Below are 23,733 nucleotides of genomic sequence, written 5' to 3'. Positions count from 1 at the left end.
CTGGGCATCTTCGCTAATTAAACTTACCAACAAAAAGCTTAATTTATCGTTTCCCCGTTTTCTGCCTTAGCTATGTTAGCTGTTACCCGATCTTTGTTTGCTTGGGCCGGGGCATTGTCAAGTGCAATTTTTAGATGTTTTAAGGTAGCTTTATTGTCACCCATCGCTGAATAAGCCCTTGCCAATCCATAATGTACCGGCCAAGTACCCTTGTGGTTTTTCTCATTCCATTTGAACACCTCCAAAGCGGCATCAAGTTGTCCCTGTCCAATGAGCTGCCTACCATATCCGTGAACCTGAAAGACCGTACCCAGTGGCAGTGCTTCTTCCATCAGTGCCTTAGCTTCAGTTGTTTTCCCTTGCTTCGCCAAAATCTGGGACTTTATATTCAGGTTATTGAATGATTTCTGACTAAAAAACTGACCGGATATAGCTGCATCTACCCAAGCCATGGCCTCGTCCAAATCACCATCATTATTAAGAGCGAAATTTGCGGCTTGTTCCCAGCTTTGACGATTAAATCCCGGAGAAGTTTGTAGTTGCTGGCGTATTTCCATTAAAACGTTTTCCGTAACATTGGTTGTCACTTTAAACGGTATTTGCTTCCTCTCCCAATTTAAGGAAACAATGGCCGATGTCGCATCCACTTCGTTAAACATGTAGGTGAGTTGTTCTATATGTGCTATCTCACTGGTCGTAACATCAACCCTAAGAACATCTTCCTCCGGCTTATAGAAGTAACTACCCCATGCTTTATGGCTCTTTGAAAAGATAATGGTCGCTGAGTCGTCTTCATTAACTATCATGTGCAGACCATACTTTCCAGCAGGTAAGCTTTTACCCTCAATAGTAAGGTCATGGGTAGTTTTGAAAATAGTATTTTCATTCGCTCCCGCTCTCCATGGAGATTCTGCTGCTGTACCAAATCCCAAATTGTTCATGCCATATGGAACTAGACTGCCCCATATTTCGCGATCATTGACGCTAGGTCGGGAATACACTAAAGTAATATCTGTATTCCCTACCCGTTGGGAAATTTTGGCCATTTGACTACCACGTGGTAAAAAATCCAACTGGGAATAAGCGCTACTGGGAATAGAGAATACCGTAATAAGAACTGTGGCCAAAAAAGCCATGTAATTTTTTTTCATTTGTTTGTTTTTGATTCATTGATGAATAAACTGCTAGGTCGTCGTACCAAAGTATAAAGTTCATGGTTTTCTTTACGTTACAACAATGTTAAATATAAATGAAACATGTTAAAATACAGATAGTTACAATTAATCTATTATAAATCAGTCCATAAACCCATAATCGATGGCTAAACAGAAAGTAAATCCTTATCGGGCTTTCCTTTTTTCATCAAAATGTGATGATTTTTGATGCTTTCAAAAGATTGAAAACTGGGAAATGGCCTAGTAAATTCTTGGTTTAATTCAAGAAGAAAACGTTGAAATTCAATTAAAAACCTTATAAAACCCATATTGAACATCGTAATTTTCCAAACAATTTGGACCTCTTTTTTTTTCCTTAAATTAATTTTAACAGCTTATAAATTATTGAAATTATCATGAGTAAAACACTATTTGATAAAGTCTGGGATGCACATGTGGTAAAACATATTGATAAGGGCCCGGATGTTCTATTTATAGATAGGCACTTGGTGCATGAAGTTACCAGTCCAGTAGCGTTCTTAGGGCTGAAGAATAGAAATATTAAAGTGCTGTATCCAGAACGCACCTTTGCCACTGCCGACCATAACACACCAACAAGGAACCAACATTTACCTGTAAAGGATAAACTCTCTGCAAATCAGTTAAAAGCTTTGGAAGAAAATTCCAAAGCGCATAATATTCCCTATTGGGGTCTTGGGCATGAGAAAAATGGAATTGTTCATGTAATCGGTCCAGAAAATGGCATAACGGTACCTGGCGCCACCATTGTTTGTGGTGATTCCCATACCTCTACCCATGGAGCGTTTGGTGCAATTGCCTTTGGTATTGGTACCAGTGAAGTGGAAATGGTACTTTCCACACAATGTATCATGCAACCCAAACCTAAAAGTATGCGTATACATATAGATGGAGATTTGGGTGTTGGTGTAACTCCCAAAGACGTAGCACTTTTTATCATTTCTAAATTGACAACTTCTGGAGCAACTGGGTATTTTGTTGAATATTCCGGTAAAGTATTTAGGGACATGTCCATGGAAGGCAGAATGACAGTCTGTAACCTAAGCATAGAGATGGGGGCACGTGGCGGTATGATAGCGCCAGATGAAAAGACCTTTGATTACATAAAAGGAAGAGAATATACTCCAAAAGGAGCAGAATGGGACAAGGCAATGGAGTATTGGAAAACACTTTACTCTGATGACGATGCCGTTTTTGATAGTGAACTCTTCTTCAATGCCAGTGAAATAGAACCAATGATTACCTATGGTACCAATCCTGGAATGGGTATTGGAATCCAGAATGGTATTCCACAAGCAGAAACCGTTGAAGGCGGAAACGCGACCTATAAAAAATCACTGGCCTACATGGCTTTTAATGAAGGGGATGCCATGATCGGGAAGCCCATTGATTTTGTATTTCTTGGAAGTTGTACCAACGGAAGAATAGAGGATTTCAGGGCTTTTGCATCCATTGTAAAAGGCAGAAAAAAGGCCGATAATGTTACGGCATGGCTCGTACCTGGCTCGCACCGTGTTGAAGAATCAATCCAAGAAGAGGGTATTTTGGATATATTGCATGAAGCCGGTTTTGAGCTTAGGGAACCCGGTTGCTCTGCCTGCTTGGCCATGAACGATGATAAGATTCCTGCCGGTAAATATGCGGTAAGCACATCCAACAGAAACTTTGAAGGGAGACAAGGCCCAGGCTCACGTACACTCTTGGCAAGTCCATTGGTAGCGGCGGCGGCGGCAGTTACAGGAAAAGTAACAGACCCAAGGGAGTTAATGCAAGTTGAAGCAGTCTAACCTCTAAAATCTAATTTCTAGAATCTATATAAATGGCATACGATAAATTCAATATACTTAAAAGTTCTGCTGTACCACTTCCTATCGAAAATGTGGACACAGACCAGATAATACCTGCACGGTTTTTAAAGGCGACCGAACGTAAAGGATTTGGAGACAACCTCTTTAGAGATTGGCGCTATAACCAGGATAATACACCAAAAGAGCAATTTGTACTGAACAACCCTATTTACAGTGGTAAAATATTGGTCGGTGGTAAGAACTTTGGTTCTGGCTCTTCAAGGGAACACGCAGCTTGGGCCGTTTACGATTATGGGTTTCGATGCGTGGTATCAAGCTTTTTTGCTGATATCTTCAGAAATAATTGTTTGAATGTGGGGGTCCTTCCAGTACAGGTTAGCCCAGAATTCTTAGATAGCATATTTAAAGCCATTGAAAAAAATCCGAATACAGAATTGGAAGTTGACCTATCGCTTCAGAAAATTACTATTGTAGATACCGAGGAAAACGAAAACTTCGTTATCAACGCATACAAAAAAGAAAATATGCTCAATGGTTTTGATGATATCGACTATCTGTTGAACATTAAAGACGATATTGAAGCATTTGCAGCAAATACGCCTCTTTAAAAGTGCCTTAAACTAGTTATTCAATCCAAAAATGCACAAACGGACGGTTGAAATAATGGATACCACCCTTAGGGACGGTGAACAGACCTCTGGAGTATCTTTTTCTTCTTCGGAAAAACTCACACTTGCCAAACTTTTGTTGGAAGAACTACAAGTCGACCGTATAGAAGTTGCTTCTGCCAGAGTATCTGAAGGGGAGTTCAATGCCGTAAAAAGTATTACGAAATGGGCAGAATCGGAAGGTTTACTTTCTAAGGTTGAAGTGTTGACATTTGTGGATAATGGGGTTTCCCTTGATTGGATGGTACAGACGGGTGCCAAAGTCCAAAACCTATTGACAAAAGGTTCCTTGAACCATCTCACCCATCAACTAAAGAAAACCCCTGAACAACATTTTAAGGATATTGAAGAAGTGCTGTCCAAAGCAGAAGCTCTAGGTATTACAACCAACGTGTATTTGGAAGATTGGAGCAATGGAATGCACAATTCTCCTGAGTATGTATTTCAATTTTTGGATTTCCTTACCACACAACCAATAAAACGTATTTTGCTCCCAGATACCTTAGGTATTCTAACCTATCAAGAAACAGCTGATTTTCTTAAACAGATTATTGTTAGATATCCTAATACCCATTTTGATTTTCATGGCCATAACGATTATGATTTAAGTGTTGCCAACGTCATGGAAGCACTCAAAGCTGGTTGCCATGGATTGCACTTAACCGTCAACGGTATGGGAGAACGAGCAGGTAATGCACCACTTGCCAGTGTAATTGCCGTAATCAACGATTTTGTTCCCGAAGTTTCCATTGGTGTAAAAGAATCTTCATTGTACAAAGTGAGCAAATTGGTTTCTGCATTTACAGGTTTTGGAATACCGGACAACAAACCAATTGTTGGCGATAATGTTTTTACACAAACAGCTGGAATACATGCGGATGGAGACAGTAAAAAGAACTTATACTTTAATGATTTATTGCCAGAACGTTTTGGTAGAAAACGTAAGTATGCCTTAGGAAAAACATCTGGAAAAGCGAACATACAGAAGAATCTTCAGGAACTTGGCCTAACGTTAAATGAAGAGGAGCTTAAAAAAGTAACCGAACGTATTATCGAGCTTGGCGACAAAAAGGAACGAGTCACCAAAGATGACCTTCCCTATATCATTTCCGATGTTCTAAATAGCGGATTGTACAAACAAAGCGTATTTGTAAAATCCTATGTGCTGACCCACTCAAAAGGATTAAAACCCTCTACTACCCTTTCCATAGAGATTGATGGGAAATCGTATGAGGAAAATGCTCAGGGCGATGGGCAATTCGATGCCTTCATCAATGCACTCCAAAAAGTGTATCAAAAAGAAAAAAGAGCTTTGCCAAAGCTTGTGGACTATGCGGTACGGATCCCACCTGGCAGTACCTCAGATGCACTTTGCGAGACCATCATCACATGGCAGACCAAAGAAAATGAATTTATAACAAGAGGATTGGATTCGGACCAAACAGTTTCGGCCATAAAGGCCACCGAGAAAATGCTCAATTTGATTTAGGAAATAGATGTCAGACTTCTGATTTCTGAAAACCAACAACGCTCGTGCTGAGCGAAGTCGAAGCAAACAACGAACAACGAACAACGAACAACGAAATATAATGAAATTAAACATAGCCCTTTTAGCAGGTGACGGAATAGGTCCGGAAGTAATTGAACAAGCCGTAAAAGTATCTGATGCAATTGCTTCAAAATTCAACCATGAAATCAACTGGTCACCAGCATTGACAGGTGCTGCCGCTATTGATGCAGTTGGAGAACCATATCCCGATGAAACACACGCTGTTTGCGAGGCAGCAGATGCCGTTTTGTTTGGTGCTATTGGACATCCAAGGTTTGATAACGACCCATCGGCAAAAGTAAGACCAGAACAAGGGTTGCTTAAAATGAGGCAGAAATTGGAATTATTTGCCAATGTTCGGCCAACGTTTACGTTTCCGTCCTTAATCGATAAGTCCCCTTTAAAACGTGAACGAATCGAAGGAACGGATTTGATTTTTCTTCGTGAACTTACCGGTGGTATTTATTTTGGAGAAAGAGGCCGATTGAATGCTAACGAGACCGCATTCGACACCTGTACCTACCACAGAGAAGAAGTAAAACGATTAGCAAAAAAAGGCTTTGAACTTGCTATGAAACGCTCTAAAAAGTTATGCTGCGTAGATAAGGCAAATGTTTTGGAAACTTCGCGATTATGGCGTGAAACCGTTCAAGCCATGGAGAAAGACTATCCTGAGGTAGAGGTTTCTTACGAATTTGTTGATGCCGTCGCAATGCGACTCGTGCAATGGCCCAATGCTTACGATGTATTGATTACGGAAAATCTTTTTGGGGATATTTTGACCGATGAGGCTTCGGTAATCTCTGGGTCTATGGGATTAATGCCATCCGCTTCCGTTGGTGAGAAGGCAAAGTTGTATGAACCGATTCATGGTTCTTATCCGCAAGCCGCCGGAAAAGATATCGCCAATCCGTTGGCAACTATTCTATCCGCAGCCATGATGTTCGAAGATTTTGATTTGACCGATGAGGCAAAAGCTATTCGTGACGTTGTCAATGCATCTTTAGCCGAAGGCGTAGTAACAGAGGATTTAGCTGATGGTGGAAAAGCGTATAAAACCAGTGAGGTCGGGGATTGGTTGGCCAAGAACCTCTAAATCTATTTGCACTCTTATAAAGAAAAGGGCATCCAAAAGATGTCCTTTTTTTGGTCGCTACTCAATCCTCTTTATTGCTATAACTCATCCATCAATTGATATGGCCAATCCATCAATTGATATATCCCATCCATCAATTCGTATATCAATATAGCAAAGACCAAGGTTATTTTAGCAATTGACCCTTATCAATAAGTAAGGATTTCATCACTAAATAGAACTTTAATAACACAAAAATGAAGCGATCAAACTCTATTCTTCTTTTGTCCTCTATCTCGATATTAACCCTTTTATCTTCATGTAATAATGATGATTGTTCTGAATCCACTTATTATAAAGATGCAGATGGAGATGGTTTTGGTACTGCTACCGATTCTAAAAGTTCTTGTACCCAACCTATCGGCTATGTTGAGAACGCTAAGGATTCTGATGATACCAATGCCAAGATTTTTCCGGAATGTAAAGAAATTACATATTATAAAGATGCAGATGGGGATGGTTTTGGCAATGCCAATGACTCCCAAACCACCTGCGATACACAGCCAGAGGGTTACGTGGGCAATGACACGGATACCGATGATACCGATGCCGACGTTTTTCCTGGTTGCGAGACCACTACGTATTATGAGGATGCGGACGATGATGGTTTTGGAAACTTAGAAATATCAATAGATACCTGCGTACAGCCCGAGGGTTACGTAACGGACAGTACGGATTGCGATGATACCGACCCAAATATTAACCCCAAGGCCGAAGAATTACCCAATGATGGCATTGATAACAATTGTGATGGTGAGCAAGCTTTTTCAACAATTATTTGGAGCGGTGAGAACATCATATTTTCTAAGATTGCATTTGCAGATTGGACCGATCCCACAAACCAGGATCAACTTACCGAAAAAGTGGTATTTACCAGAAAAGACAATAGACCAATATATAACTATCAATGGTGGCAAGATACTTTTGGTCAGGATGCCACTCCACTGCAACTTGAAGGTGATTTTTGGAATTTTGAAGACCAAGACTTTAGCCCTACAGGAGGCACCAAAGGGGTTCGCTGGGCATTGTTGGACAATACCGGTGCCGAGAATCCAGGAGACGCTTGGGATAACTTTGAACTATATGGTACCCTTGCAGATCCAACACACTTTTATAGCTTTCATAATATTTGTTCGTTTCTTTATTATTTAGAGGACAACACTCCAGTTGACAATGTTGTTGACGATTTCTATATTAATGTAGATGGTGATGTTGAATCAAGTAATACTAATATGTCTTATCTAGTAGGAAAAAAACTAGGTGTATGGTCGGTAGAAGAAGATATTTACCTTACGCTTACCTTTACTGAATGGGGTTCTGGAAATTCTGGGGGAGCTATTTCCTATACCCGCTCCACACCAAATAATTAATTAAACATGTTTGAAAGTAAAAGCCCTATAAAAATAGGGCTTTCTCTATGGCTGGTATTTTCAATAATGAAAAAAGGACAATCTTTACCATTTAGTTTATGCAATCGGGCCCAACTTTTACACTCAGGGATACAGATTACAGTCCTATAGGCAATGACAGATTTATTTTTCAAATAACCGATATTGATTTTGATAATGTAGAGGATTGCGGGAACGATTGCAATTAATTGGCTATGCTACATATTGGATTCTTCGCTATGGTCCGTTTCTGCATAAACAGTTTCAACAATATTATATAAATCGGGTATCACCGTTCGGGCCAATTTTGAATTTCCATTGAACAGCACGCAAATGCCTAAATCATTGTCAGGATATAGTGCAATTTCATTTCTGTAGTCATTAACACTACCGCCATGGTGCCAAACGGTCTTGGTCTTTGGAGAACCAACTTCGTTCAACGTATGCACACGCCAACCAAATCCATAATGTGACGCTGCATGGTTTGGCCAACGCTGGTAATACTTATTATTGTTTCCAATTTTTATAAAAGGCCTAAAAGCGGCATGGATGGATTCTGAACTTAATACTTCGGGATTATGGCCAAGCAAAAAATGCATCCATTTGGCCATATCCGTAGCACTGGCATTGATTCCTCCTGCAACTATGGCATTGTAGTACCTGTCTTTTAAGGGTAAACTTTTCCACCCATTTTTTCTTTTTGCATGGGGAAATGCGACATTTTTGGTACTTAGCAATGTATTGTGGTCCATAGAGATCGAAGCCATTCCCAAAGGCTTAAAAAAACGATTTTGCAACAACGCTTGAATATCCTTACCGGTCACCTTACGCATTATTTCTTGACTGAGTGAAAACATAGCGTTTTGATAGCTGTACATAGTTCCAGGTTCGCTTATGGGCGTTACTTCATTAAAACGTTTTGCAATGTTTGCAACAGGCAATCCCGCTTCCACCAAATTGGTGTAACTATGATAGGGAGTTCCCGAAGTATGCGACAAAATATGGCAGAGTCTTACTTTTTGGGTATTGCTACTATCACCAAACTGGAATTCGGGAATATAATCTACTACTTTGTCATTCCAATCCAATTTTCCTTCAGCTTGTAAACTGGAAGCCAGTACCCCTGCAAATCCTTTAGATAAGGAACCAAGCCTGAATATGGTTTTTTCATCGATTCTGGCTTTTCCTTCAATACTTCGTTTTCCGAATCCGCCTGAAAACAAAATAGAATCACCATGTACGATACTTATTCCAGTTCCCACAACATCCCCAGAGGCTATTGCTCTCTTAAAATAATCTTGCAAAGCAATTTTTAGTTTTTGCTGTTGCAAATAATACAATTGCTTTTCCTTTTCAGTAACTGTTCTATGCTCTAGTGTATCGTTATCGTTTGTATATCCATTGTAAACGGTTTCTTCCGCTTTATTTCCCGCGCCAATGACAAACAGCATAATAACTACCAGCGCACTAATGCCTAAAACTTTAATTCTGCCCACAGGTTTTAATTGATTTATTCTCCATTCTTATTCAAAATAGAAAGTGCTTATAGTAGTAACTAGCTATTACGCCATTTTATTGCCGTAAACATAAAAACACAACCGTACAATTATTGATGGATGATTTTTTGAACAGTAAATGGCATAAGTACCTCTATTCAAAAGCTTCAATCTAGCATGATTTGTTGTGATTTAACTCTTTATGGACGTATTTATCAATTCAAATGGCCTCTACATCAATTGGCCAATACAACCATAAGCCTAAAAATATAGTTTTATCCAAAAGATAATGGATTGAAATCAATAAACATAGAGTTTCATATGGTAAAAATAAAATTCAGTAAAAAGCGAATGCTGGTCAATATATACTTCGCAATTTCATGGATTGTTCTAGGTATTTTTATTTATAAGATCAGTAACAAAATGGGATATTGCTTTTTTATGTTTATTGCATTATCCGTAATCTATTTAATGTTTTACTTCTATCAACGGAGAATGCAGTACTTAACAATTAAAAACAGAACCATAAAAAAGAACTCGCTCTTTGCAAAAAGTATACTTCTGAACGAAATAGTAGAAATCAAAAGAATTGGAAATACCATATGTATTTTAAAAACTTCCGATAAAATACTTACAATTTACACTGATTTTATTGAAAAAGACTCTCTGATTAAACTAAATGACATTCTGAACGCTATCGAAATGAAAATAAAAGTCATATCAAATTAAATCGATCAGCCACAATTTGATTCTATAAAATATAATCCGTGCTCAAGAAGTTACTCACCTTGGCTTCCAAGAGCTGTTCAATGGTTTGATTGTTGAGCTCATTATCCTTGAACGCAACGAACGTACGTATGGAGAACGAACGCAACGCATCATGAACACTAAGGGTCGATTGTGCTGAATCCTTCCTGCCCGTAAAAGGGTATACATCTGGGCCTCTTTGACAGGAACTGTTCAAATTTACACGACAGACCAAATTGGCCAATGTATCGATCAAGGGTGAAAGCGTATACACATCTTTACCAAACAAACTTACTTGCTGTCCGTAATTGGATTCCGCCATATCATCCAAAGGCTCCTCAATGTCTTTGAACGAGACTACGGGTATGATTGGACCAAACTGCTCTTCTTCATAGACTCGCATATCCTTTGAGACGGGATACAAAACGGCAGGCCAAATGTAATTCTCAGACTGTTTTCCACCTTTCTTATTTTTGATTTTTGCACCCTTCGTCTTGGCATCATCCAACAATTCTTGAATATATGCAGGCTTATCAGGCTCAGGCAATGGCGTCAACTTTGCACCATCGTCCCAAGGGTTACCAAATTTTAAGGAATCTACTTTTGATGAAAATCGTTTTAAAAATTCCTCTTTTATATCTTCATGGACATAAATCACCTTCAATGCCGTACATCGCTGACCGTTAAAAGAAAGTGTTCCGGCAATACATTCATCAATGGTAAGGTCCAAATCGGCATCTGGAAGAATAATGGCCGGATTTTTAGCTTCCAGCCCCAATACCAACCGCAATCTATTGCTCTTTGGGTGTTGGTCCTGTAACGCATTGGCAGATTTACTATTACCTATGAGTGCCAAAACATCTATTTTGCCAGTTTTCATAATAGGTGCTGCTACGGCCCTACCTCTACCAAAAAGAATGTTGACCACACCTTTGGGAAAACTACTTTGAAACGCTTCCAAAAGCGGTGTAATCAATAAAACTCCAAATTTGGCAGGCTTAAAAATAGTGGTGTTGCCCATGATGATTGCGGGAATCAACAATGCAAAAGTCTCGTTTAATGGGTAATTGTATGGTCCCAAACACAATACAACACCTAAAGGTCCTCTTCGTATGTGTGCATAAACACCATCATGTTTTTGGAACTTGGCCGAATCGCGATCCAGTTTCTTGTAATCCTCTATTGTGTCATAAATATACTCAACGGTACGGTCAAATTCCTTGTAGGAATCAGGTTTTGATTTACCGATCTCCCACATGAGGAGCTTCACTACCTCTTCTCGTTTTTGTTCCATCTTTTTAACGAAGGTTTCCATACACTCAATACGGTCTTTTACCTTCATCGTAGGCCAAACACCTTGACCTTTTCCATACGCACTTAGTGCTGCATCTAAGGCTTCAGTGGCTTCTGCTTCACCCATATCCGGAATACTGCCCAAAACAGTGTGTTTGTATTCTTCTGTGGAGGAAATTGTGGAGATTACTTCAGTGGTGCTTCCACTCCACTCCTTTAGCTCTCCGTTGACTAAATACTGTCTTTGATGGGTTTGTTCTTTTATTTGAAATTCTTCTGGTATCGCTACTTTAGCTTGCATAACTCTATGCTTTAAGTTAGTGTTCTGGTATGCGGAATTCTATTCCATATAAAGCTAACATTTAAAACTTCATATTTAGAACAGTCCGCAAACGAAAATGTTATTATCTGGACTTTATCAGAAATTAACCAAAAAATGTTATTAATCTTAAACCAAATATTGAAAAAGGTCTGGCTTATTGTTCAAATAGTCGCCAAAAAAATTATTTGCTTTCATTCGCTCAATCAATGGCTTCAAATCTGCCGAAGACTTTAGTTCAATTCCAACAACTGCCGGCGCATTTTCCCTACTCGACTTTTTGGAGTACTCAAAATGGGTTATATCATCATTAGGTCCTAAAATATCGGCAACAAATTCTTTAAGTGCTCCCGGTCGTTGTGGAAATCGGATAATGAAATAATGTTTGAGATTTCCATACAACAACGCCCTTTCCTTAATTTCCGCTGTACGGGTGATGTCGTTGTTGCTTCCGCCAATGACACAAACTATATTTTTACCTTTTATCTCCTCACGGAAGTCATCTAGCGCCGCAACCGTCAATGCAGCTGCAGGCTCTACTACAATGGCATCCCTGTTGTATAAATCCAAAATGGTTTGGCAAACTTTACCTTCTGGTACGGTCACCATTTTATACAAATGATCTTTACAAATTTCGAAGGTATACTGGCCAACTTTTTGAACCGCGGCACCATCCACAAACTTATCAATGGTATCCAATGTTACAATAGCTCCTTTTTCAATAGACTTTTTCATGGAAGGAGCACCACCTGGTTCCACACCAACAATTTTTGTCTGTGGTGATAACGCCTTAAAAATTCCGCAAAGGCCCGAAGCCAATCCACCACCGCCAACTGCCACAAAAACATAATCGATTTGGCTTTCAGATTGATTAATCAATTCCAATCCAACAGTAGCTTGCCCTTCAATGGTTTTAGGGTCATCAAAAGGGTGCACAAACGTTTTTCCCTCCATACGGCATTTATCCATCGCCATTTTGAACGCATCATCAAACGTATCACCTTCCAAAATCACTTCAATCCATTCTTTACCGAACATTTTAGTCTGTTCGATTTTTTGCTTGGGTGTAACCGCCGGCATATAAATTGTACCTTTCACTCCTAGGTGATTACAGGCAAAAGCCACACCTTGAGCATGGTTTCCGGCACTGGCACAGACCACTCCCCTTTCTAACTGTTCTTTGGAAAGTGAATTTATTTTATTGAAAGCACCACGAATTTTATAACTGCGTACCCTATGCAAATCTTCCCTTTTTAAAAGAATCGAAGCATCAAATTCTGTAGAATACCGAATGCTTTCCACTAGCGGTGTCACTTCTGCCACTTGCTTTATGGTCTCAGCAGCTTTCCGTACATCCTCTACTTTTGGAAAATATGTGGTCGCTGTTTTCTTCATTTAATCCTTCAACTTCAGGCAACCCTATGCAATTGGTTTCATGGCGGTCATGGATTCTCTTAATCTAGCACCAACAATTTCTACAGGGTGTTCCCTTAAAGCCTTATTTACAGCAATAAGTCTTTGATTATCAACGCCAGCATCTTTTCCTTCACCATAATGCTTGCCGATAACATCGGTATCCATAGTTTCCATAAAACCTTCTAGAAGCGGTTTACAGGCATGGTCGAACAGATAGCAGCCGTATTCAGCAGTATCGGATATCACTCGGTTCATCTCAAAAAGCTTCTTTCTGGCAATGGTATTAGCTATTAACGGGGTCTCGTGCAAAGACTCATAATAGGCAGATTCATCAATTATTCCTGATTCCGTCATTGTTTCAAAAGCCAATTCAACCCCAGATTTCACAAAGGCAACCATCAATACGCCATTATCGTAGTATTCTTGCTCCGAAATGGTGTCGTCGCCTGCGGGTGTCTTTTCAAAAGCAGTTTCTCCTGTCTCTGCCCTCCATGTCAATAAATTTTTATCATCGTTTGCCCAATCTTCCATCATGGTTTTGGAAAAATGGCCACTCATGATATCGTCCATATGTTTTTGGAAAAGGGGTCTCATAATTTCCTTTAATTCTTCGGCCAAATCAAATGCCTTTATTTTGGCAGGATTAGACAATCTGTCCATCATATTGGTAATTCCACCTTGTTTTAGGCCTTCTGTGATGGTTTCCCATCCATATTGAATCAATTTAGAGGCATATCCTGCATCAACTCCTTTTTCCAACATTTTATCAAAAGAAAGTATGGAACCTGTTTGCAACAAGCCGCAAAGAATGGTCTGCTCTCCCATTAAATCAGATTTCACTTCAGCGACAAAGGAAGACTCCAATACACCTGCTTTATGACCACCGGTACCGGCAGCATAAGCCTTAGCTTGTGCAAGACCTTTACCTTCAGGGTCGTTCTCTGGGTGCACGGCTATCAACGTTGGCACGCCAAATCCTCTTTTATACTCTTCACGCACCTCTGAACCTGGACTTTTTGGAGCGACCATGATTACGGTCAGGTCTTCTCTTACCTGCATTCCTTCTTCGACAATATTGAACCCATGGGAATAGGATAATGTAGCTCCTTTTTTCATAAGCGGCATTACAGCGCTCACAACATTTGTATGCTGCTTGTCTGGAGTTAGGTTGATAACCAAATCCGCACTTGGAATCAATTCTTCATAAGTTCCTGCGGTAAAATTGTTCTCTTTAGCATTTTTGTAAGATTGCCTTCCTTCGTTTATTGCTGCTTCCCGCAATGCATATGAAATATCCAGACCTGAATCTCTCATGTTCAAACCTTGGTTAAGGCCTTGGGCTCCACATCCTACAATTACGATTTTCTTTCCTTTTAAAGCCGTTACACCATCTGAGAATTCAGCCGAATCCATAAACCTGCATTTTCCCAATTGTGTTAATTGATCACGTAATGAAAGGGTGTTAAAGTAATTTGCCATTTTAGTTTTGTATTTGATCTATTTATTGATTTTGAAATTCTAGTAATATATCGGTTATGGGCATAGCGGCTTTGGTGACCGCAATTCTTCCAGAACGCACAAATTGCATTATCCCATAAGGCTCCAATGCATCGTGCATTTCATCAATTTCGTGCCTACGCCCTGTTTTTGCAAGTACAAAAAAGTCTCTAGCTACCGTCACAATTTGAGAATTGCTCTCTTTGATAATATTTTGAATCTGTCGTTCATCGAACAATAAATCCGAAGCAATCTTAAACAATGCCGACTCTTGATAAATTGTTTCTTCATCAGTGTGATAATAGGCTTTGATTACCTCGACCTGTTTTTCTATCTGCCCCACGATCTTACGGGTCCAATCCTCTGTCGTAAAAACTACTATTGTAAATTTTGATACAGCTTCAATTTCTGATTTAGAAACATTTAAACCCTCTATATTAATGTGTCGCTTTAAGAATATTCCCGATATCCTATTTAGCAATCCTACACTGTTTTCTGAATACACAGAAATAGTATACCATTGTTTTTCCATTCTTATTTTATTTTCACGGCAACGATTACACCTGTTGACCAGTCCATTTTTGTAATTGAAAAATCTTCCCTTGCTTCCAACGCTTCAATTAGTGAATATGCGTTATCCTCATGACCTTCTGGCCAATTGGCTTGTTTCTGCATATCATCAATTACATAAAATCCTCCGATTTTAATTAATTCCAATGCTTCGTTCAATAAACTATATTTTCCGGGCCATGCATCGGCAAAGATTAAATCAAACTTTTCTTTTTTATATTCAGACAACCAAACAGCTGCATCAGCACATACCAGCTGAAGCTGTTCTTGTCTACCAAAAAAACTATTCGCTATTTGAATAAGTTCATCATCATTATCAATACTGATAAGTTTGGAATTCTTGCACATTCCCTCTAATATCCATGCTAGAGATAGTCCTATACCTGTTCCCAGTTCCAAAAAAATACCGTTTGGTTTGGAAGCTGCCAATGTTTTGAGCAATGTCCCGATATAGATATCCGAAGGCATGGTAAATCCTATCTCTTCAGACTTGGCAATTAACCTTGAATATAATTGAGGTGTATCTAAAATAGCTGTTTGGTCCATTTTATTTTAGTCTGATATCTGAAACGGAAGCACCAGAAGGAATCATCGGGAATACATTATCCTCTTTCTCCACTTTTACTTCTAAAAAATAAGGGTCCTTAGATGCTATCATCTCTGTTATCGCATTCTTCAATTCTGGACGGGCCGATACCCTTTTGGATTTTATATGATAGCCTTCCGCTATTTTCACAAAGTCTGGATTGACCATCACTGTGGAAGCGTATCTACTTTCAAAGAAGAGTTCTTGCCATTGGCGCACCATGCCTAAATGATCATTATTCAGCACGACTATTTTTACAGGTACATTATGCTGGAAAATCACGCCAAGCTCTTGAATGGTCATTTGATAACCTCCATCCCCAATAATGGCAACGACTTCACGGTCCATGGCCCCCATCTTGGCTCCTATCGCCGCTGGCAAGGCAAATCCCATAGTTCCCAACCCGCCAGATGTAATATTACTCTTGGACTGCTCAAATTTTGCATACCTGCATGCAATCATTTGATGTTGTCCTACATCGGTAACAATAACCGCTTTATTTTCTGAGGCAATATTGATTTGTTCAATTACCTCTCCCATGGTCAACCCATCTTTTGAAGGTTTTAGATCGTTTTTAATGACAGTATCGTATTCAATCTGATATTTCTTATCGAACTCACCTTTCCATTCCGTATGCTCGTTTTCATGAATCAAAGGCAGTAATAATTCCAAGGTCTGCTTAGCGTTTCCTAAAACGGGAACATCCGCTTTTACATTCTTATTGATTTCTGCAGGGTCAATTTCAAAATGAATGACTTTTGCTTGTTTTGCGTATGTATCCAAACTGCCTGTGACCCTATCATCAAAACGCATCCCTATCGCAATAAGGACATCGCATTCATTTGTCAATACGTTGGGTCCATAATTTCCGTGCATGCCCACCATACCTACATTTAAAGGATGGTCCGTAGGTATTGCAGATTCGCCCATAATGGTCCACGCAGCTGGAATTCCAGCCTTTTCAATCAATCTTTTCAATTCTTCTTCGGCTTCACCTAAAATAACACCTTGGCCCCAAACGATATATGGTTTTTTAGCCTTATTGATGATCGCTGCAGCAGCTTCAATCGATTTTACATCTGGTTTTGGAAATGGTTTATAGCTGCGTACACCGGTGCATTTTTCGTAAACGAAGTCCAATTCATCAAACTGGGCATTCTTGGTAATATCGACCAACACAGGACCCGGTCTACCTGATTTTGCAAGGTAAAAGGCCTTTGCCATAATTTCTGGAATCTCACTTGCTTTGGTAATCTGATAGTTCCATTTGGTCACTGGGGTCGAAATTCCGACAATATCGGTTTCCTGAAAAGCGTCTGAGCCCAATAAATGTCTTGGCACCTGTCCAGTGATACAAACTATTGGAGTGGAGTCTATTTGCGCATCGGCCAGTCCAGTGACCAAATTGGTCGCTCCAGGTCCAGATGTAGCCATTGCAACACCGACCTTACCGCTTACTCTTGCGTATCCTTGTGCCGCATGCGTAGCTCCTTGCTCGTGTCTTGTCAAAACATGTGTAAGCTTATCTTGAAACTTATAAAGTTCATCATAGACCGGCATAATAGCACCACCAGGATAGCCATAAATGAGGTCTACACCTTCAGCCAATAAACAATGGATTATAGCCTCCGCCCCAGTAATCTTTATCGATTTCTGATTCTTTATCTCTTTTTCTTGTGCTTTTAGTGTTTCCATAGGCCCTCTCCCCAACCCCTCTGTTTTTGAGGGGAGCTTATCGGGAATTTTTAATTAACTTTCTTTAAATCATATCGGTTACACAGCCTTTAGATGCTGATGAAACTGTTTTAGCGTACTTGTACAAACTTCCTTTTTTGACTTTTAAGGGAGGCTGTACCCATTTTTCTTTTCTAACGGCCAGCACCTCATCTGAAATATTGACCGAAATACTGTTCTTTTCTGCATCTATCGTAATGATATCCCCATCTTCTACCAAGGCTATTGCGCCTCCATCTTGGGCTTCTGGAGCTATGTGCCCCACAACAAAGCCATGGGTGCCTCCAGAAAATCTGCCGTCAGTAATCAATGCGACGTCTTTGCCTAATCCTACGCCCATAATGGCAGCCGTAGGTTTCAGCATTTCAGGCATTCCGGGACCTCCTTTGGGTCCTTCATATCGTATTACGACGACATCACCTTTTTTGACCAATCCATCCCGAATACCATCATTAGCTTCAAATTCTCCCTCAAAGACCTTGGCAGGACCGGAAAAGTGCAATCCTTCTTTTCCTGTAATCTTGGCAACTGCTCCTTCTATTGCTAGATTTCCATGAAGAATTCTAAGATGCCCCGTTTCTTTGATAGGGTTGTCCAAATCTTTCATGACTTGCTGCCCTTCGGTCAAGTCCGGTACATTTGCTAAATTTTCGGCAATCGTTTTACCTGTTACAGTAAGACAATCTCCATGTAACATACCGTGCTCTAGCATAAACTTCATTACAGCTGGAACACCACCAACCCGGTGTAAATCTTCCATTAGGTATTTTCCACTTGGCTTTAGGTCCGCTAAGAACGGAGTGGTATCGCTTATCCGCTGAAAATCTGCTAGTCCGAAATCAATTTCAGCAGCTTTTGCGATTGCCAAGAAATGAAGTACTGCATTTGTGGAGCCGCCTAAAATGGTGATCAATCGCACTGCATTTTCCAAAGATTTTTTTGAAATGATATCGCTTGGTTTGATGTCATTTTCCAACAAATGCTTTAATGCTTTTCCTGAGTCAATACAATCCTGTTTCTTTCTGTCCCCAGTAGCAGGGTTCGATGAATTGTAGGGCAAAGCCATTCCAAGTGCTTCGATAGCAGAAGCCATTGTATTTGCTGTATACATTCCTCCACATGCTCCGGCACCTGGACAAGCATTTTGAATCACATTTTTGTATTCTGCTTCATCTATGGCACCGGCAACTTTTTCGCCCCAAGCTTCAAAAGCAGAGACTATGTCCAACTTTTTGTCCTTTAAGCACCCAGAGGCTATCGTACCGCCATAAACTAAAATGGATGGTCTATCCAATCGTATCATTGCCATTAGCGCTCCGGGCATGTTTTTATCACAACCAACAACTGTGACCAACCCATCATAGTTCATTGCTTGTACCACAGTCTCCATAGAGTCAGCTATAATATCCCTTGAAGGTAATGAATAGCGCATGCCGTAAGTACCCATGGATATTCCATCACTAACACCAATCGTGTTAAAAATCAATCCTACCAAATCTCCTTGTTGTGTACCTTCTTTTACGTAGGTAGAAAGTTCATTTAGGTGCATATTACAGGGATTGCCTTCATACCCGGTACTACCAATGCCTATAAGCGGCTTTTTTAAATCATCCTCTGTCAATCCAATAGCATACAGCATCGCCTGTGCGGCAGGTTGGGTTGGGTCTTGGGTTACATTCTTACTGTACTTGTTCAATTCCATTAACGTATTTCTTTCAATTCTGGATTTTTGTTGAATTTACTCCTATAATCAAAGATAGATGTTTCAAAAACCCAATAATTTTAACAGTTTAAGGTGTTCTAAATCCATCCAAAATAAAAAACACATAATTTATTGTTTTTCAGATATTTACTTTGATTTAAAATCCTATATCCACTTATTTTATTGGATGTATAAAAAAAGCCTGTATCAGCTTTTGATACAGGCTTTTTTAAATTAATGGCGTAGCTGTATCACTCCAAATATGGAATGTTAATGACGACGCTATTAATCAGATTTTTTGTTTTCACATTTCAATGATACAAAAATATTTTGTAAAAGTTCGTTTCGGTATCTTTAACGACATGGAAAAAAACAGTTACCGAAGCTATTCACCATCGTCGCTCCGTACGTATTTTTAAGAGTGATGTTGAATTGGATTCCGATGTTGTAAAACAATGCATTGAAAATGCAGTTTTAGCGCCCACTAGCAGTAATCTGCAATTATGGGAGTTTTATCATATAGCTGATAGGGATAACCTAAAACAGATGACTAAAGCCTGTTTAGGTCAAAATGCGGCAAAAACCGCTAAACAAATGGTCGTTGTAGTGGCAAGAAAGGATTTATGGCGTAAAAGAGCGAAAGCCAATCTGGATTTCTTAAAATCCATCTATGGTGACAAACCAGAAGAAGAATATTCAGGTAGAGAGAAATTTGCGCTGAATTATTATAAAAAATTGATACCCTCTGTTTATTTTGACTTTTTGGGAATATTTGGATGGTTAAAATACTTGATATTTCAAATTATCGGGATTTTTAGGCCTACCTATCGTCAAGTTCGGCAATCAGACATGCGCATTGTTGCACATAAAAGTGTTGGTCTGGCAGCACAAAATTTTATGATAAGCATGGCCGCCCTTGGTTATGATACTTGCCCCATGGAAGGTAGCGATACTTTGATGGTAAAGCGTATTCTTGGGTTGCCAAGCGGTGCTGAAATCAATATGGTGATAGGTTGTGGAGTTCGGGATGAAAAAGGAGTCTATGGGCCTAGATTTAGAGTGCCTTTTAAAGACGTTTACAAAAGAATCTAAGGCTCTATAGCAGTTTAAAAGAAATCGTATCCCCATATTTTTTTTGGGCAAGTATAGAGATAGAAGCTTCGGAAAGTTGCAACACTCTCGGATATCCACCAGTAGTCTGGCCATCTTTCATTAAAATTATGAGTCTACCTGCAGGGGTAAGCTGAACGGTGCCTGGTAAAGTTCCAGAGGTTAACATGGAATAATCATGTTTTTCTATTAGTTCTTTTAACTGATAGGCCATCCTATTATTTTCCTTGGAAATCGTAAAGCCTTTTTTGAACAGTATAGCCAACTGATCTATTGACAGTATAGAGAATTCAGGTCCTTTGTACACTTCCAAGGTATTTAGATTGGAACTGACCTCCGTCTTTATTTCTGAGATTGTCGGTTTAAAATCAGAAGTCTCTAAGTAAGAGATTTCATCCCGATTCTGCACCGAGCTTTTGGGAGTTACTGGAAAGTACTGGGAACGACTGTCCAACACCCTTTTGGTCTGAAAACCCTTTTTTATAGCAAGATAACTTCTAAAACCATGTTTTAGCTTTCCATAGGAGAGCACATCACCTCCCGAAACTTTAATGACACTATAATGCTCTAAAGGCTTCCCATTCAAAGTTGGCGACATATCGGCACCGGCCAAGCATATGTATGTTGGCAACTCAAACTCCAAATCTGGACCAGTCATTGTAATTTCCAAAACGGCTGCCTTTAGATTATTGTCCAAAAGCATATTTGCCTTTCTCACAGCTGCATCATCCATAGCTCCAGATACAGGAACACCCATTTCCCTGTATCCAAACCTACCTGTATCCTGTATACTGGTAAAAAAACCTGATTTAAGGACTTTAAGCATCTATAATGATTTTTTCTGGTGCATAGATACCTACCTCCCCTTCAATCTTATGTAAATCGTATTCCGCTCTCGATATTTCATGGAACATAATTTTGTCACCAACATTTACGAAACAGGGGTTCTCTGCTTTAGGGTTAAAAACAGGAATGGGACACCTGCCAATAATATTCCAACCGCCCGGTGAATCTTGTGGATATATTCCCGTTTGTTTGGCTGCAAGGCCAACCGAACCTTTAACCACATCGAGTCTTGGCTGGTTTCTTCTAGGTATTTCAAGTATTTTGGGCAAACCTCCCAAATACATAAAGCCTGGTAAAAAGCCTATTCCAAATACCACATATTCATAAGAGGTATGCAGTTCTATTAAGTCTCCAATAGACAAATTCAGCCTTTTAGAGACTTCTTGGATGTCAATTCCGAAATTTTCGTCGTAGCATACTGGGATTTTCCACAAATGCTTTTTTCGTTGAGCCTTATGTGTGGTCTTATCAGCATAACACTCTTCGATTATTTTTCTGATACTTTTAAAATCTATCTGTTCTTCGTTGTTCACCATGGTCAACGAATTGTAGGCAACCGAAATTTCCCAATCCGGCATTCCAAGATTTCTGAATGAACTGGTAAAGTCAAGAATATCCTGTAAAATGGATTCATCCACTTTATTGGGCCATTCCACTAAGACAGCGCGTTGGCCAAACGGTTTGATACTGATGGGGTAACTGTTCACTTTTGCAATTGCACCTTGTAAGAAGGTAATTTCTTTGAAAGATACATCAATATTTCCAATGCTGTGGGTGTATCGCCATGAATGCAAACGGTATCTGCAATTATTCTTATTTCCTCTCCGTTTAACGTAACAACTTTTTTTTGTTTTACGATTGGCAATATATGTTTCAAAACCCCTTCTGGTTCCTGTATAAGTGCAGTTTTATGTTTTCTCGAAACTAAACTAAGGTCATCGTTATAATTTCTATCCCCAAATGCTTCGTACATTACTCTGAACCCATTTTCCTCCGCTATTTCTGCAATTACCGATTTGAAAGGTACATAAAGGTAGACTTGATTCTTATGCTCGGATACAGCTTCGAGATATAATTTGGCAAGTACGGAATCCTTCGCTAATTGATTATATAAGGCACCGTGTGCTTTAATGTGGTGGAGTTCTACATCTTCTTTCTGAAGGATCTCATTAAAAATTGCGAGCTGGTCAATTATACTTTGTTTCAATTCTGAATTCGAAATCTTCATCACTTCCCTCCCGAAATTGGTTTTATCAGGATATGAGGGATGCGCTCCTACCTTAACATTATGGGAATCTGCCAGCTTAACGGTTTTTATCATACTTTTTATATCACCTGCGTGTCCGCCACAAGCAATATTGCAGGAGCTAATAAGAGGCATAAGTGACTTCTCATTTCCAATACCTTCACCAACGTCACAGTTTATATCTATAGTCCAACCTTCCATTTAAAACAACCCGATTACTTTTAAAATACTTTTAGCTCCCAGAAAAATTGAAAAACCTACAATTACAAACCCCAAAACATTTTGAACAATTGAGTTTTTGTAGGTTCCCATTACAGATTTCTTGTTTACAATCCATAACAATAGCATCGCCATTACCGGAAGCAGGACACCATTGGCTATCTGGGCGAATTGTATAATCTGTATCGGCTTAATATCGAATGACAAGAAAAAAACACCTAATAACAATACCACTGACCAAACCAACTTGAATTTTTTGTTTTTCATTCCTTCATCCCAGCCAAAACAGCTACTGGCAACGAAAGCTGCTGCAAGAGGTGCTGTTATCGCAGAAGTAATTCCAGCCGCTAAAAGTCCTGTTCCCATAAAATAGATCGCCGTTTTCCCAAACAGTGGTTCCAATCCTTTTGCCATATCCATTACATTTGTTACATCTTTGATAGGTGCAGCGGCAGCGGTAATTACTATGGCAATAGAAACCAATCCTCCCAGTGCAATAGAAATAATTGTATCCCATTTCACGGTATTCAGTGCATCTTTTGATTTCCATTTTTCCCTTGCAAGGGAAGCATGTAGAAAAAGATTATATGGCACTACTGTTGTTCCCACTAAGGCGACTACGGTCAATAAACTACCTTCTGGTAACGAAGGAAGCAACATTCCTTCTATCATAGGTAAAACAGCAGGTTTGGTCATCAAAGCACTGATTACAAAACAAACGCCCATTACCCCCACCAAGCCAACAAATACCTTCTCCAGCGTTTTGTAACCACTGAACCATAAGAGAAGAAATGCCAAGCTTCCTATCAGCAGTGGATAAAAAGAAGATAGCCGTTGCCCAAATATACCTTCAAGCCCAAGGGTTGCCCCTCCAATATTTCCAGCTTCGTATGCTGCATTGCCTATAAGGATAGCGCCTAAAACAATCCCAACTATGGCATTTTTTATCCATTTTGTTTTTAGTTCGCTCTTTACTACATCAACAAGTCCGTTCTGGGTAACAACCCCAATTCTTCCGGCCATTTCCTGAAGCACTATCGTAGCTAGAATCGACAATAATAAGGCCCAAATAAGGGTGTATCCAAAACGTACCCCTGCCAAAGTGCATACCGTAATCGTACCCGGACCAACGAAGGCAGCAGCAATTAGAACACCCGGTCCTACTTTTTTAAACATTCAATGCTTTTTTCGGGATTCAAGTTAACAGGTTT

At 39.6% G+C, this 23,733-nt stretch carries 20 protein-coding genes; 7 read left to right on the top strand and 13 right to left on the bottom strand.

Going from position 1 to position 23,733, the window contains the following annotated elements; all coding sequences use genetic code 11:
* Positions 1–38 precede the first annotated feature (38 nt).
* Entirely contained in the window at positions 39–1,151 is a 1,113-nt protein-coding gene (locus tag LV716_RS15780; protein ID WP_163418741.1) for a DUF2911 domain-containing protein, read from the bottom strand.
* Positions 1,152–1,570: 419 nt separating this feature from the next.
* Here LV716_RS15780 and leuC point away from each other — a divergent pair, with 419 nt between their 5' ends.
* The 5 genes from leuC to LV716_RS15755 all read left to right on the top strand — a co-directional run bounded on the left by leuC (position 1,571) and on the right by LV716_RS15755 (position 7,723).
* Entirely contained in the window at positions 1,571–2,980 is a 1,410-nt protein-coding gene (gene leuC / locus LV716_RS15775; RefSeq protein WP_163418740.1) for a 3-isopropylmalate dehydratase large subunit, read from the top strand.
* 32 nt (positions 2,981–3,012) lie between these two features.
* On the top strand, positions 3,013–3,609 hold the full coding sequence (gene leuD, locus LV716_RS15770; protein ID WP_163418739.1) for a 3-isopropylmalate dehydratase small subunit: 597 nt from the start codon (positions 3,013–3,015) through the stop codon (positions 3,607–3,609).
* Between the two features lie 31 nt (positions 3,610–3,640).
* Positions 3,641–5,158, top strand: a complete 1,518-nt coding sequence (locus LV716_RS15765; protein WP_163418738.1) for an alpha-isopropylmalate synthase regulatory domain-containing protein — start codon at positions 3,641–3,643, stop codon at positions 5,156–5,158.
* A 100-nt stretch (positions 5,159–5,258) separates the two neighbouring features.
* Positions 5,259–6,314 carry a 3-isopropylmalate dehydrogenase gene (gene leuB, locus LV716_RS15760; protein WP_163418737.1) on the top strand — a complete coding sequence of 352 codons (1,056 nt, stop codon included), beginning with the start codon at positions 5,259–5,261 and terminating at the stop codon, positions 6,312–6,314.
* Between the two features lie 236 nt (positions 6,315–6,550).
* Positions 6,551–7,723: a MopE-related protein gene (locus LV716_RS15755; RefSeq protein WP_163418736.1), complete on the top strand. Its 1,173-nt coding sequence runs from the start codon at positions 6,551–6,553 to the stop codon at positions 7,721–7,723.
* Positions 7,724–7,959: 236 nt separating this feature from the next.
* Here LV716_RS15755 and LV716_RS15750 read toward each other — a convergent pair whose 3' ends face one another.
* Positions 7,960–9,237, bottom strand: coding sequence for a serine hydrolase (locus LV716_RS15750; protein WP_163418735.1), 1,278 nt, complete (start codon positions 9,235–9,237; stop codon positions 7,960–7,962).
* Positions 9,238–9,531: 294 nt separating this feature from the next.
* Between LV716_RS15750 and LV716_RS15745 the strand changes: the two genes are divergently transcribed.
* Complete coding sequence (locus LV716_RS15745) at positions 9,532–9,966, top strand: hypothetical protein (protein ID WP_163418734.1); 435 nt, start codon at positions 9,532–9,534, stop codon at positions 9,964–9,966.
* 22 nt (positions 9,967–9,988) lie between these two features.
* Here the strand turns inward: LV716_RS15745 and LV716_RS15740 are convergent, their stop codons facing one another.
* The 7 genes from LV716_RS15740 to ilvD form a co-directional block, all read right to left on the bottom strand.
* On the bottom strand, positions 9,989–11,578 hold the full coding sequence (locus LV716_RS15740; RefSeq protein WP_163418733.1) for an NADP-dependent glyceraldehyde-3-phosphate dehydrogenase: 1,590 nt from the start codon (positions 11,576–11,578) through the stop codon (positions 9,989–9,991).
* Between the two features lie 147 nt (positions 11,579–11,725).
* The gene (gene ilvA, locus LV716_RS15735; RefSeq protein WP_163418732.1) at positions 11,726–12,991 is read right to left on the bottom strand and encodes a threonine ammonia-lyase; all 1,266 of its coding nucleotides are present in this window, start codon (positions 12,989–12,991) and stop codon (positions 11,726–11,728) included.
* 24 nt (positions 12,992–13,015) lie between these two features.
* Positions 13,016–14,491 carry a ketol-acid reductoisomerase gene (gene ilvC, locus LV716_RS15730; protein WP_163418731.1) on the bottom strand — a complete coding sequence of 492 codons (1,476 nt, stop codon included), beginning with the start codon at positions 14,489–14,491 and terminating at the stop codon, positions 13,016–13,018.
* A gap of 22 nt (positions 14,492–14,513) precedes the next feature.
* Positions 14,514–15,041, bottom strand: coding sequence for an acetolactate synthase small subunit (gene ilvN / locus LV716_RS15725; protein ID WP_163418730.1), 528 nt, complete (start codon positions 15,039–15,041; stop codon positions 14,514–14,516).
* A gap of 2 nt (positions 15,042–15,043) precedes the next feature.
* Positions 15,044–15,625: an O-methyltransferase gene (locus LV716_RS15720; RefSeq protein WP_163418729.1), complete on the bottom strand. Its 582-nt coding sequence runs from the start codon at positions 15,623–15,625 to the stop codon at positions 15,044–15,046.
* Between the two features lies 1 nt (position 15,626).
* On the bottom strand, positions 15,627–17,360 hold the full coding sequence (ilvB, locus tag LV716_RS15715) for a biosynthetic-type acetolactate synthase large subunit (RefSeq protein ID WP_163418728.1): 1,734 nt from the start codon (positions 17,358–17,360) through the stop codon (positions 15,627–15,629).
* A gap of 64 nt (positions 17,361–17,424) precedes the next feature.
* Positions 17,425–19,101: a dihydroxy-acid dehydratase gene (ilvD, locus tag LV716_RS15710; RefSeq protein WP_163418727.1), complete on the bottom strand. Its 1,677-nt coding sequence runs from the start codon at positions 19,099–19,101 to the stop codon at positions 17,425–17,427.
* 387 nt (positions 19,102–19,488) lie between these two features.
* Here ilvD and LV716_RS15705 point away from each other — a divergent pair, with 387 nt between their 5' ends.
* Complete coding sequence (locus tag LV716_RS15705) at positions 19,489–20,193, top strand: nitroreductase family protein (RefSeq protein WP_233759281.1); 705 nt, start codon at positions 19,489–19,491, stop codon at positions 20,191–20,193.
* 4 nt (positions 20,194–20,197) lie between these two features.
* Here the strand turns inward: LV716_RS15705 and LV716_RS15700 are convergent, their stop codons facing one another.
* Genes LV716_RS15700 through LV716_RS15685 form a run of 4 tightly spaced genes read right to left on the bottom strand, consistent with a single transcriptional unit; the run spans position 20,198 to position 23,698 of the window.
* Positions 20,198–21,037, bottom strand: a complete 840-nt coding sequence (locus LV716_RS15700; protein WP_163418725.1) for a biotin-dependent carboxyltransferase family protein — start codon at positions 21,035–21,037, stop codon at positions 20,198–20,200.
* A complete protein-coding gene (gene pxpB, locus LV716_RS15695) occupies positions 21,030–21,764 on the bottom strand; it encodes a 5-oxoprolinase subunit PxpB (RefSeq protein WP_163418724.1) in 735 nt (244 codons plus the stop codon). Before pxpB ends, LV716_RS15700 begins: the two co-directional genes overlap by 8 nt.
* Positions 21,761–22,504 carry a 5-oxoprolinase subunit PxpA gene (gene pxpA / locus LV716_RS15690; protein WP_163418723.1) on the bottom strand — a complete coding sequence of 248 codons (744 nt, stop codon included), beginning with the start codon at positions 22,502–22,504 and terminating at the stop codon, positions 21,761–21,763. Before pxpA ends, pxpB begins: the two co-directional genes overlap by 4 nt.
* Entirely contained in the window at positions 22,505–23,698 is a 1,194-nt protein-coding gene (locus LV716_RS15685) for an Nramp family divalent metal transporter (RefSeq protein WP_163418722.1), read from the bottom strand.
* Between the last annotated feature and the right edge of the window lie 35 nt (positions 23,699–23,733).

Origin of the sequence: Flagellimonas sp. HMM57 (assembly GCF_021390175.1) — a bacterium.
Taxonomy (GTDB): Bacteria; Bacteroidota; Bacteroidia; order Flavobacteriales; family Flavobacteriaceae; genus Flagellimonas.
Note: the sequence above shows the minus strand (reverse complement) of the source record. Positions and strands in the feature narration are given on the sequence as shown.